The organism is Bacillus sp. 220_BSPC (assembly GCF_001054655.1).
GTDB lineage: Bacteria > Bacillota > Bacilli > Bacillales > DSM-1321 > Peribacillus > Peribacillus frigoritolerans.
Genome location: NZ_JVPL01000154.1, coordinates 33,839 through 48,128 on the forward strand (window position 1 = coordinate 33,839; position 14,290 = coordinate 48,128).

The following is a 14,290-nucleotide window of genomic DNA, read 5'->3' on the forward strand; positions in this document are numbered from 1 at the left end:
CTATCTATAGTTAATGTACGGAAACTTGCTCGAAGGGCCATGCAGGCAATTGCTTGCGAAGCTCTTTATCTTGTCTGTAGCCAAGTGCGTATTCACCCTGCATTACAGTATGAATCTCACGGGTTCCTTCGTAAATGACCGGAGCTTTTGAATTCCGCAGAAAACGTTCGACTGGATATTCATCCGAGTAGCCATAGGCACCATGAATTTGAACGGCATCATTGGCCGCTTCATTAGCAGCATTACATGATATCCACTTGGCAAGTGATGTTTCCTTCGTATTCCTTTTTCCTTGATTTTTCAAGGTGCCCGCTTTAAAGACCAGCAATCTGGAAATCTCTAAATTTGCTGTCATCTTGGCAATCATCTGTTGAACGAGCTGATGCCTGCCAATCTCTTTTCCGAATGTGCTTCGTTCATGGCAATACTTCAAGCTTGCTTCTAGGCTTGCTTCTATTAACCCTACAGCACCTGCGGCAACTGTAAACCGGCCGCTGTCCAATGCCGACATGGAGATTTTAAAGCCCTCACCTTCTTCACCAAGCCTATTCTCCACCGGAACTTTTACATCCGTTAAAAAGATCTCGCCTGTATTCCCTGCACGAATTCCTAATTTTCCTTTAATGGCTTTCGACTCCACTCCCTCGAAAGTCCGTTCCACGATAAAGGCAGTGATTCCCCTTGAACCGGCATCATGATCCGTCTTGGCGAAAATGAGGAAATGATCCGCATAGTCACAGAGCGAAATCCATGTTTTTGACCCGTTCAAGATATAATGGTCCCCAACACGTTTTGCCGTTGATTTCATTGCCGCTACATCAGACCCTGCATTCGGTTCAGTCAGCCCAAAAGCACCAATCTTGATTCCTTTTGCCTGGGGTACTAAATATTTCTGTTTTTGTTCTTCCGTCCCCCATTGAAGCAGGGTCATGCTATTCAACCCTGTATGTACAGAAACTGCAGTTCGGTAAGCCGTATCTCCTCGCTCCAGCTCTTCACAAACGATGGCTAGGGTATTATAATCCATTCCGACCCCGCCATACTCTTCGGGTATACACACGCCCATCAACTGCAATTCAGCTAACCTTTTTAAAATATGCGGCTGGAATTGACCTTGCCTATCCCACTCTTGAATATATGGAATAATTTCCTTATCCACAAATTTCCTTACCAATTTCTTCACACTTTGCTGCTCTTCTGTTAATTCGAAATTCATCATTAAAATTCCTCCTAAATAATTTTATTTTCCTTGAATTTGCTTATTTGATCTGGACTATATCCTATTTCAGCCAAAATGGAATCGGTATGCTCGCCATAGAGAGGTGGATGCTTTCTCATGGTAACCGGTGTTTTTGAAAGGTTCAGGGGCGATCCCGTCACTTTAAGATCTTCGATTGTGGGATGTTCCATGCTCACCAACATGCCTCTTGCGATGATTTGCGGATCCTCGAACATCTCTGCTATATCATTAATCGGACCATTCGGTATCCCTGCATCATCAAACAGCCTTTTCCATTCCTTCTTTGTCTTACCTCTCAACGAATCCTCTATTATCGGTATTAATTCTTCCTTGTTTTGCAAACGTTTTTCATTATGTTTAAACTGTTCCTGTTCCGCTAAATCAGGTCTGCCTATAACGGCTGAAAATCTCCTGAACTGATCATCATTTCCTACAGCCACGACAAGCTCTCCATCGCTTGTCCCGAACGTCTGGTATGGAACGATATTTGGATGTTGGTTCCCCATTCTTTCAGGGGTCAAGCCACTGAATAAATAGTTGCTGGCGACATTCACCAATGAAGAAACCTGACAATCCATTAATGAAATATCAATTTCCTGTCCTTCCCCCAATTTATCCCTATGATGTAAAGCGGATAAAATGCCAATGCATGTATACAAGCCAGTCAATATGTCAGCTATGGCCACTCCGACCTTCACGGGACTCCCATCTTTCTCTCCGGTGATGCTCATCAAACCACTCATCGCTTGAATGATATAATCATAGCCTGGCAAATCTTTATAAGGACCGGTTAAACCAAATCCTGTAATCGAGGCCATGATCAGTTTGGGGTTGATTTCCTTTAAATCCTCATAACCCAACCCCAGTTTTCCCAATGTGCCTGTCTTGAAATTTTGAATCACTATATCCCCTGAAGCCACCAACTTCCGGAAAATCTCTTTTCCTTCCTCAGATTTTAAATTCAAGGTCATGCTTTGCTTATTTCGATTGGCACATAAATAGTAAGCGCTTTCTCCTTCGGCAAATGGCGGCCCCCACCCTCTCGTTTCATCACCTGACTCATGATGCTCGATTTTAATGACATCGGCACCCAAATCGCCGAGAATCATTGAACAAAACGGCCCCGCCAAAACACGGGATACATCGATAATCCTGACTCCCTCCAAAGCTCCATTCATATCATCACCCCTTTCAAACTGTCATGGATACACAAAAAAGAGCCAGCAAAACCAACAATGTCATTACATTGAATGTTTCACTGACTCTTATCCACGAACCGTCTTCCTGCAAAGGAAGATCAAGTGAACCAAGTCAATTTTTATGGATTCCAGTTTTTTATGTCAAGCCGGCCATGCAACAAGGTAACTTGTTGTCATCGGTTTGGTAAATTAAGTATAGTTGCATTTTTTGAATTTTGCAATAATTTTGTTTGAGTGTTTTATTACATTTCCCGGAATACTCTTTCGCATACTTCCCGTATACCTCCAGGACTCCCCCCATCCAAAGTATCGGAATTGCCTTTATTCGTTTGGCATGTGATGATTGAATAGGTATAACTGTCAATATATGAATTTTACATATTATCAATTGTCACTCGGCAGACAAGGAAAGGTTAAAAAGGGGATTGCGCTATGGACAATAAAAAAATGGAAATAATCGAAGCGATCAAGAAATACCACACAATCATCATTCATCGTCATGTAAATCCGGACCCGGATGCATTGGGATCACAACTCGGTTTAAAGAAGCTATTGAAGCACTCCTGCCCTTCTAAAGAAGTCTATGCGGTAGGCGAGGAAGTGGATAAGCTTCTATTCATAGGTGATATGGATGTCATTTCCGATAACAAATACAAAGATGCCTTAGTGATTGTTTGTGATACTGCCAACATTTCACGGATCAGTGATTCCCGATATGATCATGGAGACATGCTGATCAAAATTGACCACCACCCCGAATACGAACAATTCGGTGATATTTCTTGGGTCGACCCTTCTTATAGCTCTGCAAGTGAAATGCTTGTTGATTTATTCTTGGAATTTCCAGAAGGCTTCATCATGAATAAAGAAGCGGCTAAATCTTTTTATGCAGGAATACTTAGTGATACAGGGAATTTCACGAATGGGAATACCACTCCCAGGACATTAAATATGGTTTCGCACTTAAGAACCTATAATATTCAGCCAGAAAGAATCCATAACAGCCTTAATGTTAAGGCGAAAAACGCTTCCCGACTTCAAAAAGACATTCTCATGAGCTTCAAGGTAACTGATAAAGGGGTAGCTTACTTCATTATTACGGACGAGCTTTTAAATATGTATGGTGTGGATCGACTCGAAGCTTCGAATTTAGTCAATACGCTATCAAGTGTCAGGGACAATAAAATCTGGGCTTTCTTCATCGAATACCCTTCTGAAATCCGTGTCAGGATACGTTCACGGAATATTCCCATCGCATCGGTCGCCCGTCAATTCAATGGTGGAGGACATTCACTGGCTTCAGGCGCTACCATCCATTCCTGGGAGGAGGTTGATCATGTTATCCAAGCATTGGATCAAGTCTGCCCATAACAGGGCGTTCATGACCTGAGGTGTTTATATCAGGATTATTTCCCGCTTAATTAAAATGGATAAATCCGACCTTTTAAAAAAAGCGCCAAAGCCAGGATGGCTGAGGCGCTTGCTTGTTATTTGGACACTTCTTCAAGAATTGATAAATCGATCATGCCTTTTATATCACTGCTAGGGATATAACCGGCTTCTTTGCTTATGTCGGCCATTTCTTGAATGACTTGCTCATTAACTTCTGTTGTCACTTCAAGGCGTGAAAATGCTGAAGCCACTTCTTCTTTGCTTAATTCTTTTCCAGTCAGTTCCTTCAAATGCTTAATAACCAGTTCTTGGCTTTCTTCAGGGTTTTCCTGTATGAACTTCACCGCTTTTTCATGCGCTTTCAAATAGGAAGCAGCGAGCCCCTTTTTATCCAAGAACTTCTGGCTTGCAGCCACTACCGTGTTAGGTGAATCTTTTCCCCATGCAAATTGATCCCAGTCAAGCACCAGCTTACCTTTTGCCTGGTTTTCCAATACATACCCCCATGGTTCCTGGGTCGCTGCTGCATCGACAGACTTTTGAACAAAAAGGGCGGTTGTGTCAGCAGGTGCTGCCGCATACAGTTCAACTGTGCCCCCATTTGTAGTCGGTTTTAAATCTACATCTTGAAGGGCCTTCCTAAGCATGACATCCTGTGTGCTTCCAATGACGGGAATCGCTACCTTTTTACCGGCCAAATCTTTTAAATCCGTGACCTTGCTGCCTTCGCTAGCCACAAGTACGGCACCTCCATTAACAGCCCCGGAGATCAGGTGGTATTCAGGGTTTTTCACGTAAAAGTTAAGCAATGGACCAGGCCCGACCGTTCCGACATCAATGGCGTTTGTGGCCATTGCTTCCATGAATAATCCGCCATTGGCCACTGTTTTGGTTTCAATCTTGACATCTTTACCGAACTCTTCTTCGAAAAAGCCTTTTTCAAGTGCAATGATCGTTGCACTGTGGGTTAGGTTAGGAAAATAACCAATTTTCACGGATTCCCCCCCGGACCCTTCCCCTTCTTCATCATTACTGCTGGATTGAGTGCATCCGCTTACTATTCCGATTAACAAAACAGACAGAATAAGGGCAAAGAATGATTTTTTTAGCATATTTTTCTCTCCTTTTTAACTAGTATTTTATTAAACTACCGTTACTTCACTCCCCATTTCAGTTGAACATTACGTTCAAGACGGGAGAAGACGACATTATCCACGATTGTTCCGATGATTGCGATGATGATCATCACCGAGATGACCAAATCCATTTGTCCCAGTGATCTGCCCATTTCCAGCAATTGGCCAAGACCGCCTCCCCCGCCAAGTAATTCACCTGCCATCAATGCACGCCAGGAAAAGGCCCATGCAATTCGGAGACCGGATATTATTTGCGGGACGGATGCTGGTAAAATCACGGTACGAAGAAAATGAAACCCGGTCGATCCATATGTTTTGGCAACCCGCTGATACAACTGGGGTACATTCCGGAAGCCACTGGTTGCATTAACCGTCATCGTCCAAGTTGCGCCGATGGTGACGATGAAGAGGATCGAAAAATCATTCAATCCAAACCAAATGATCGCCAAAGGGAACCACACGATACTCGGGATGGACTGCAATGCCGTCACGACGAATCCTAAAGTGTCTTCAACCAATTTAAAGCGCCAAATGAAATATCCTAATATCAGACCTACTATAATGGCAATCATAAAACCGATCAGTATACGGCCAAGGCTTTTTCCGATGGCTTCGGTTATTTGCCCGCTCATCAGTCCCTTAAAGAGAGTTTCCAAAACCTGAGACAGGCTCGGAAACATGAAATCCGGAAGACTGGAAAGTCTAGATGTGACTTCCCATATCCCCGCTATCATCGCGATGAATATGATTCGTCTTAAAGCTGTAATCATTCCCCATTTCCTCCTTCAGCACTTTTTCAATTTCCTCCTGCAAAATCGATAGAACCCTTTGTTCTGTATGCAAAGTTACACTATCCGGCATAACTCCATCTTTCATGGAAGGGACGGAAATCGTCTCTTTGATTTTCCCGGGACGGGTAGCAAAGACGATAATTTTTTCGGAAAGCTGAACGGCCTCACGAATATTATGGGTAACGAAAAAGATCGTCACTTTAGTTTTTCTCCAGATTTCGAGCAGCTCTTTATGCAAAACCATCCTCGTTTGCTCATCAAGTGCGGAGAATGGCTCATCCATCAACAGGATATCCGGCTCCATCACCAACGCTCTTGCGATGGCTACCCTCTGTTTCATTCCTCCTGAGAGTTGATGAGGATAGGAGTCAACATATCTGCTGAGGTGAACCATCTTTAAAATGTCCAATGCCTTGGCTTTTGCCTCTTCTTTGGGCATTTTCTTTAACTTCAATCCGTATGTAACATTTTCAAGTACTGTCAGCCAAGGAAATAACCCCGCCTCCTGAAACACGACAACCCGTTCCGGACCTGGCTTCACCACTTTTTTCCCAGCTACACGTATTTCACCCGCATCTGCTTTATCAAGGCCGGCAATCAGATAAAGGAGCGTGGATTTACCACAACCTGAGGGTCCGACGATCGAAACGAAGCTTCCTTTCTCGACCTCTATGTTTATCTTATCGAGCACCTTTATGCTTTCTTTCTTTTCATTCTTAAAACTTTTTTCAATGCCATCTATTGTTAAATACATAAAGTCACCCCACTTTTATATCGCATCGATTTACTAAACATTATTTCTTAATAATGATTAATCCAATGGTTTTTGTCAACTATAAAAATGCAAAAATTCTAAATTTATCGGTATCTTTCTATTCAACTGTCCATGTATTGATAAATATTCCAAACCTACATAAAAATACATATCTATAGATACCATTCAGCAAATAAAAAAACCTGAGCCCCTTTTAAGGGTTCAGGCTGATTATATCCATAATTTTGAACTTAAGTTAACCGCGTTCACCAGTACTCTTTCGATTACCTTAAAAAATCCTGCTTCCATACAATTTATCCTTCATCTTTTGTGTCCTTGCATGCAGAGGCTTTTTCAAAATGACACCTAAGATGAACGTGATTAGCAAAAAGAGAATCAAGATAAAAATGTCCTTGCCAGCTACACTCCAGGTTATTCCCCCAACAGATTCACGAAGTAAACCCACAGCATAGGTGAATGGCAAGAAAGGGTTAATATGTTGAAAAAAGGGCGGTGTGACTTGAATGGGGAAGGTGCCTCCTGAACTAGATATTTGAAGGACCATCAAGACGACGCTTATCCCTTTTCCAACATTTCCAAGAACGGAAACGAAGGTGTAGACAATGAGTGTAAATACCGTACTTATCAGAACGGAAAACAGGATGTACTCAAATTTATCAGCTACATAAACACCGATAAGGACGATATTCCCAATGGAAACACTAAGAGCCTGCATTACCCCAATGATGAAAAATATAAGATACCGCCCGATATAAATTTGATACGGGCTGTAGACTTTTTGAGAAACACCAACGCTAAGCATGGAAATCAATATTGTACCGCCGACCCAAAGGGAAAGTGCCGTAAAGAAAGGAGACATGGCGGATCCATAGTTCGGAATCGGAAAGAGACTGTGTTTATTGAGCAGCACTGGTTCTGAAAAAAATTCACTTTCTTGTTCAATATCATTCCTTAGGAAATCAATCACTTCTTCCATATTATAAGACTTATCAATTTCCCTCATTTTAGAAGCTAAAGCTTTTATTTTCATTTCGATTTCCGGAAACTTATTCTGTAACTTATCGATATCCCCTGTACGTGTTTCCAATGTTCGATTGGTCTCATTCAACAGCGTCCTCACCTCAGGAAGAACCTTGGTTCCCTCCTCCATCGTAAGCTGGACATTATTCAATATTGCTTCTGTTTCAGTCCAGATTTCAGTGAATTTTGGCCCCGTTTCCTTTGAATAGCTCTCCTGGAATCTTGCCAAGACTTGATCATTGTTCCTGCCAAGTTCGATAAGATTGCCAAAGGCTCGGTCATTCAGCGCTTGAAGTTGGTTCGAAGCATTATCCCTTAGTTCATCAACCAGCTTTATTTCTGGCTGAAGCACGTTATTCTCATTAAACTGATTGACTCTAACCAATAAATTATACATACTGTCCAAAAGGTACAGCTCTTTATTTATCCTCGCTATCCCTTGTTCCACTAGCTGATCATTGCCAGTTAAATCCTGACCCGATAACCGGTTCGCCAGCACTAAAACGGATTCATTATCGCTCCTGATGTTCGCAATATCCTTTTTCAAAAGGGGACTGATTCCTTCGAATGCCTGCCTTGTTGAATCTACATAACTAGAAACGTCCGATACCAATTTGTCCTTCTGTGACGTTATTCCTTCTATCGAATTCAGGCCATCATTGACCCTCTTAATGATATCTTCAGCCTGTTTGACATGTGTTTGAACGGTTTTGATATTTTGTTCAAGCTCAGGCAGTTCAGCCTCTAATAAATAAACCATATTCTTCATTTTTTGAATCGTCGGCAACTCGTTTTGCAAGGTGATTCCCAGTTCATTAAAGATTGCAAGGATGCTCCCACTGGCTGATTTGATAAAGGTTTTGCTCACATTGTCCACTATGCTGTTCGCACCCGCTGCCGTAATTTTAGGAGCAATGGAATTGATTTTTTCATTAACATAGTAATCAATCTCCGCCTTCTTAGGGTCATCGGTCATGATCGTCGCAATATGTTCGGAAAAGTTCTCCGGAATGATGATGGATGCATAAAAATCACCCTTTTCCACCTTTGCTATCGCCTCTTTTTCCGAAGTGAACCTCCAGCCCAGATCCTTATTCTCCTTTAATCCCTCTAGGACTTCCTTTCCTATGTTCACGTCTTCGCCATTTAACTCCGCTCCTTTATCATTATTGGCAACACCGACAAGAATTCCTTCCGTGTTTGCATACGGGTCCCATGATGCGACAATATTAAACCAAGCATAAATGGAAGGGATGAACATGAGAAAGACTATTACGATACAAACAAAGAAATTTTTATAAATGCTTTTTAAATCGTCAATAAAAAATTTCCTGAATATTTCCAAAACATACCCCCGTGCAAATGTATTTTGATACTATTATTCGAAGAAATTTCTTAATCGATACTAAGTAATCATATCCATGGATTCATCAAACCAAATAAAAAAGAAGCAAGTAATGAGCGGCTTGCTTCCTGATATTACACTTATATGAATGCCTGTTTTATAAGAAAGTTGTTTATCGTAACCGTTAAATTAAATATACCAATTGTAATACTGGTTCCCTTAACAAAGACGGTTACCTTGTCATTTTCCTTTACAGAATAAACGGCAAGATACAAGAACATACTATCACAAATGAACTGTCGGGAGTTTTGTAAGGGAGAAATCACCATGTCGGAATCTGTTGAAATCATCTTTCGAACCTTTACCTCTTTTATTTTATTATGGATATTTGTCCAACTCCTCGGTAAACAGACGATTGCCCAGAGGACCTATCACCTTTATATCGCTTCCATTACGATGGGGACAATTGCAGGAAATCTAGCATTCAATATTAAAATTAAATTCCTGTATTTTATCATTGCAATCATTATTATGGGTACCGTCGTTTTCATGCTCAATCTTCTAGCGGTTCGAAATCCGCGTTTCGGGAAATGGATTGCTGGAGAACCTGCTACTTTAATTCAAAAAGGAAGAATTCTCGAAGAGTCAATGGAACGGATGGGGTATTCTCTGGATTCTCTTAAACAGGCTTTGCGGGGAAAAGATATTTTCAACATAGATGAAGTTGAATGTGCCATTTTAGAGATAAATGGTTCACTCTCTGTATTAAAAAAAGAACAATACCAAAATGCCGCCAAGCAGGATTTACCAATACTGCCCCCAGCAGGTTCTGTACCGATTGAACTGGTCTATGACGGGAAGATCTTATATGATAACTTATCCAAAGAAACCTACAATGACGAATGGCTGATGGCTGAGCTCAAAAAAAGAAACCTTGCTGTTTTTGATATCTCGTATGCTGTCGTAGGGACAAAAGGTAATTTGTATATTGATTTGATTAAGGATCAATCAAGGGTATGATCTTTAGCATTTCATAATCAGCATTAAAAAATAAATTCGGGTATGGATAGAAAAAGTGGTTTTTCCAGAAGGAAAAACCACTTTTTCACCGTACTATGGATTTAACCCTTTTCAATCACGTTTATCAATTCTCTTAAATAATCCGGCAGATCAGGCGGACGTCTGCTTGACACAAGGTTTCCATCTACGACGACGGGCTCATCCATCCAAGTTGCCCCTGCGTTTTCCATATCATCTTTAATGCCAGGTGTACTCGTTACATTCTTCCCCTGTAAAATTTTCGCGGATATCAACACCCAACCAGCGTGACAAATTTGCCCAATGGGTTTTTTATTTTCTTCCATGCTTTGGATAAGTGATATCACTTCAGGAAACCGGCGAATTTTGTCGGGTGCCCAACCGCCTGGTACAAGAATGGCATCATATTCTTCAGCTTTGATACTGCCATACTCATAATCAGATATGGCTGGTACACCATATTTTCCAATGTATGTTTCATTCGCCTTTTCTCCGGCGAGATGAACAATCGCCCCTTCTTCTTTTAAACGTAAAATCGGATACCAGAGTTCTAAATCTTCAAAATCATGGTGCACAAGACTGATTATTTTCTTTCCTGCTAATCTCATGAAAATCTCTCCTTCTTTCGTACTTTCCGCTTTACCATTCTTCCCTATTACTTCCCTTTTTCTACTGCCTGTACACATTACATGCATTAACACATGCATCAATAACCGGTCTAAAAATCAACCTTTACCAAGTATAACCCAGCTGCCTCCGCCATACGGCCCGTTTGGAGTCTTTCTTTTGACTCAATAATACTTGGTATATTTTCAGCATCTATTTCACCCAATCCAACTTCTATCAACGTCCCGACAATCTTTCTAACCATATTATAAAGAAATCCATCGCCTCGTACTGTAATTTCGATGAAACCGGCATTTTCTTCTATATCAATGGAATATATTTCACGTACCATGGATTTTTTCTTGGATTTTGCATTTGAAAAAGCAGTGAAGTCATGTTCACCTACAAAATATTGACATCCTTTTTTCATTCTAGTGATATCCAGCTTTTTCTCTACATGCATACTGTACTTTCGCATGAAAGGATTTGTATATGGCTCGTTCCAGATTTTATACAAATAGGTTTTATCCTTAGCATTATAACGGGCATGAAAACGTTCAGGGACTAGCGTAACCTCGACAATGCTGATATCTCTTGGTAAATATCTATTCAAATAATTCATGATTTCAACTTCAGTCAGATTTTCACCGATCTTAAAATTGGCGATTTGAGCAAGGGCATGAACACCGGCATCCGTTCTGCTGCATCCGATGATCTCGATTTTTTCCCCTGCCATTTCCGTTAATACATTTTCTATTTTCCCTTGAATCGTATCATCACTATTACCAAGTCGCTGCCAGCCTTTATAGCGCCCGCCATCATATTGAATGGTCAATTTATAATTGTTCATTGCTTCCTCCTTATTTCATCTAAACAGAAAATTCTCAATAAAATACAAGCCCCCATACAACTCCTGCTGTATGAGGGGACAGATGGTCTTCCTAGAAAAACATTTATATTGTTAAAGTTTTGTACCATATTTCGTTCGGGAGCACCCCATCGCTTACAAAGACCAAATTATGTAAATACGATAGCATCTTATCTACATGCGATAGTAAATCCTAGCTGAAATGCACTTCTGCATAGTGTACCAAAGTGGCTAGCGTCATGCAACGAACGAGCCGGCGTCACATATGTAGTTTCAGTGCAACTTGAAGCTTGATTTTCGTAATTCAACGTTTTCAAAGCACGTACGAAATGAATTTATTTCTAAATCTCTTTACATCACACGACTTAAATGAATAAATGTGCTATTCCCTATGGGTATATGCTTGGTCAAAATCTCTCCTGCTTACTATATGATTAGAGAGAAAAGAATTTCTCTACTCAAATTATGAAAGGGAGATAAAATTATGTCATATGAATATGGGTCTGGATTTGGGAATAACCCATCCAAAAAGCGTATCATCTGCTCTAACTGTCATTTTGAAAAAAAAACACGATGGGAGCTGTGAATGTAGCATGCGTAAAGATAAAAAAGAGGAAAAATGTCAGATTCACAAGCAAAAAAAATGTAAGTGCCGTGATGGAGGGAATAACGGTAGAACAGTAGTAGACTTCCAGTATGATGTAGCAAGACCTAATGTATTTCTTGGTGCTGGACTTGCGGATATTTATTAGCAGCACTTGCGGAAACCCCTGTTGCAGCAATTACATTTATTAATGTTCAAGAAGACAGTGCCATTGAATTAAAAGGTCTAATAACAGTATTAGCTGCTCTTGCAACTAGTGGAGTTGTAAGAATTCGGAGAATTGATAATAATACAGAATTACCAACAGCGGGTACTGTAATTTATCAAATACCTGGCCTTACTATACCTCTTGTTTCCGCAGAAATCCCTGTTTTACATGTCGACGATAACTTTACAAGATGCTTTGATAGTGTCACTTACGTCTTAACTATCACACCAGTATTAGCTGCTGTTTTAACTCCACCTCGTACTTTCACTGGTACAGAGTATAATTAATTCCATTTAAAAGAATGAGATGAGGTCGACTGCCGCCCATTTAGGGCGGTAGTTTTTTATCATACATTCGATTAACAGAGGGATAACTTTTATATTTAAATGGAGAGATTTCAATAGTTAGATAGAACCATTTTCTGGTGAGATTTTGGACTCATCGTTTCAAACCGAGGTTTCAGACACTTTTTTGCTGTGCAAAAAGGTTCTCCATTGAAGAAAGCTGTTTTCATATTCATTTCAACGTCTTTGTTAATTGCGTCATAAATCAATAGTCTTATGAACAGAGCCTTACCATAAAATAAGTTCTATTAGTTTGAAGGCACTGAAAAAGGAGCATGATTTTATAAAAAATCATGCTCCTTTTTCCTGTTAATTTGTTGAAATATTCAAAACAACAGTATTATCAGCACTTCATTTGGCTTGTTGTACCGTTATTACCAACCATTCATTTCGCATTTACTACAATGGCTGTTAGTATTGCCTTTTCTTCCTACCCCGATTTTTTTGCTTTTCATCCCATGATCCTGTTTCATTTCTGCATTCTTCGATTCCATTTGGCTTCGAGTTTGTTATATGATAACCAATTGCCTTTTGTTGGTTTCAGAAATGATTCCGGTAGAGTATGACTTTGATTTAACACCCGGCTTACAGTACCCATCACTGACAATGCTTCGTATCGCACGTGATGTCTTACTTTTGCGTCCTTACCCTTGCCGAGGCTTTGCGTATCTTAAATGACCAGCAGGGGCATCATCCTCCTCATTTTCAATCACATCTTTAATTCCGTCGGAGCTGTTCTTTCGTTTTCTCAATTGGATCTTTATCTACCTGTGTTTTTTCAGAAAAAAATGGTTGTTCTTCGTACATCCCTTTCCCTGGCTTAAATTGGACTTCTAATCTATGTTTATGGTTTTTCGATTGTATACTAGATCAGGCATGGATCCTCGGGGTTAATTTGTTAAAAATTATATATAAGCCATATTGTAGATGGATCTAAAAAGGAAAGTTCTAATTGTTTGGAATGTAGCATATTTCTCACTCTCCTATTTGTTAGTAGTACTTTTATATCTAAATAACGCAGTGAATGGATAAAACAAAAAAAATGCCGATATTAATATCGCCATTTTTTCGTTTATATTTCTTTTTAGTTGTTTACTTTCAAACATGCTAACTTTCTTTTACTGGGTTTTCGGAAGGTGTTTCTTGTACCGCTAAATTTGATTGTATTTCATCAATTTCTTTTGTTAATTCTTGTAACTTATTCTCTAGTTCATTTATTATAAGAATCCTGGAATCCAATTTTTCTTCGTATTCAAAAGATTGTTTCAGCATTCCATGGATTTGCTGTTCTAATTGCACAAAAGCATCAAAACCTCCCACTTTATCACTTGACTGTAAACTGTCAGTGGTATGCTCAATTGAAGGTTGAAAATGTGTAGCCCTCTCACGTTTTATCTTTTCTCTTAAGGCTTCATTTCCCCCCTTTAGTGAATTAATTTTGCTATTTAAGTTTTTTATGGTTTCCTCTTTAAAGTGTTGATCCTGTTGATGGCGTGCTTTCATTTTTTTTTCATTTTCTGTTAAAAGATCTATTTGTATAAATAATGCTTGGGACACCCTTTTCTCATCTTTTAATTCTTGTTCCAATTCCAGTGTTGTTGATTTCAGCTCGTTTTTTGCATCATTTATTTGTTCTAACGATTCCTGAAACTGTATTCGTTCCTTTTCTTGATTAGACTTTAACTGATTGTTTTTCCCGATTAATTCATTGTTTTCTTTCTCTA

Annotated in this window: 12 protein-coding genes; 3 read left to right on the forward strand and 9 right to left on the reverse strand. The window is 39.9% G+C overall.

The genetic code is table 11. The features are described from left to right. Positions 1-10: 10 nt before the first annotated feature. Both ADA55_RS10245 and ADA55_RS10250 read right to left on the reverse strand, forming a co-directional pair. On the reverse strand, positions 11-1,216 hold the full coding sequence (locus ADA55_RS10245; protein ID WP_048683066.1) for an acyl-CoA dehydrogenase family protein: 1,206 nt from the start codon (positions 1,214-1,216) through the stop codon (positions 11-13). 14 nt (positions 1,217-1,230) lie between these two features. Then, the gene (locus tag ADA55_RS10250) at positions 1,231-2,418 is read right to left on the reverse strand and encodes a CaiB/BaiF CoA transferase family protein (RefSeq protein WP_048682997.1); all 1,188 of its coding nucleotides are present in this window, start codon (positions 2,416-2,418) and stop codon (positions 1,231-1,233) included. A 453-nt stretch (positions 2,419-2,871) separates the two neighbouring features. Here ADA55_RS10250 and ADA55_RS10255 point away from each other — a divergent pair, with 453 nt between their 5' ends. Continuing rightward, positions 2,872-3,810 (forward strand): DHH family phosphoesterase, encoded by a 939-nt coding sequence (locus tag ADA55_RS10255; RefSeq protein WP_048683002.1) that lies wholly within the window; start codon positions 2,872-2,874, stop codon positions 3,808-3,810. Positions 3,811-3,926: 116 nt separating this feature from the next. On the opposite strand, the gene ADA55_RS10260 is transcribed toward ADA55_RS10255, so the two are convergent. The 4 genes from ADA55_RS10260 to ADA55_RS10275 form a co-directional block, all read right to left on the reverse strand. Then, positions 3,927-4,943 (reverse strand): aliphatic sulfonate ABC transporter substrate-binding protein, encoded by a 1,017-nt coding sequence (locus tag ADA55_RS10260; protein ID WP_048683006.1) that lies wholly within the window; start codon positions 4,941-4,943, stop codon positions 3,927-3,929. 41 nt (positions 4,944-4,984) lie between these two features. Then, positions 4,985-5,737, reverse strand: coding sequence for an ABC transporter permease (locus ADA55_RS10265; protein WP_048683011.1), 753 nt, complete (start codon positions 5,735-5,737; stop codon positions 4,985-4,987). Next, complete coding sequence (locus tag ADA55_RS10270; protein WP_048683014.1) at positions 5,670-6,512, reverse strand: ABC transporter ATP-binding protein; 843 nt, start codon at positions 6,510-6,512, stop codon at positions 5,670-5,672. Before ADA55_RS10270 ends, ADA55_RS10265 begins: the two co-directional genes overlap by 68 nt. A 289-nt stretch (positions 6,513-6,801) precedes the next feature. Further along, positions 6,802-8,898, reverse strand: a complete 2,097-nt coding sequence (locus tag ADA55_RS10275; RefSeq protein WP_048683018.1) for a YhgE/Pip domain-containing protein — start codon at positions 8,896-8,898, stop codon at positions 6,802-6,804. A 327-nt stretch (positions 8,899-9,225) separates the two neighbouring features. On the opposite strand from ADA55_RS10275, the gene ADA55_RS10280 reads away from it, so the two are divergent. Beyond that, the gene (locus ADA55_RS10280; RefSeq protein ID WP_048683021.1) at positions 9,226-9,918 is read left to right on the forward strand and encodes a DUF421 domain-containing protein; all 693 of its coding nucleotides are present in this window, start codon (positions 9,226-9,228) and stop codon (positions 9,916-9,918) included. Between the two features lie 101 nt (positions 9,919-10,019). Here ADA55_RS10280 and ADA55_RS10285 read toward each other — a convergent pair whose 3' ends face one another. Then, complete coding sequence (locus ADA55_RS10285) at positions 10,020-10,544, reverse strand: type 1 glutamine amidotransferase domain-containing protein (protein ID WP_048683025.1); 525 nt, start codon at positions 10,542-10,544, stop codon at positions 10,020-10,022. A gap of 110 nt (positions 10,545-10,654) precedes the next feature. Next, positions 10,655-11,392 (reverse strand): tRNA pseudouridine(38-40) synthase TruA, encoded by a 738-nt coding sequence (gene truA, locus ADA55_RS10290; RefSeq protein WP_048683028.1) that lies wholly within the window; start codon positions 11,390-11,392, stop codon positions 10,655-10,657. A gap of 509 nt (positions 11,393-11,901) precedes the next feature. Between truA and ADA55_RS10295 the strand changes: the two genes are divergently transcribed. Next, complete coding sequence (locus ADA55_RS10295) at positions 11,902-12,162, forward strand: hypothetical protein (RefSeq protein WP_048683032.1); 261 nt, start codon at positions 11,902-11,904, stop codon at positions 12,160-12,162. A 1,511-nt stretch (positions 12,163-13,673) separates the two neighbouring features. Here the strand turns inward: ADA55_RS10295 and ADA55_RS29850 are convergent. Beyond that, positions 13,674-14,290, reverse strand: a 617-nt coding sequence (locus tag ADA55_RS29850) for a hypothetical protein (protein ID WP_048683035.1), incomplete at its 5' end; no start/stop codon positions are given.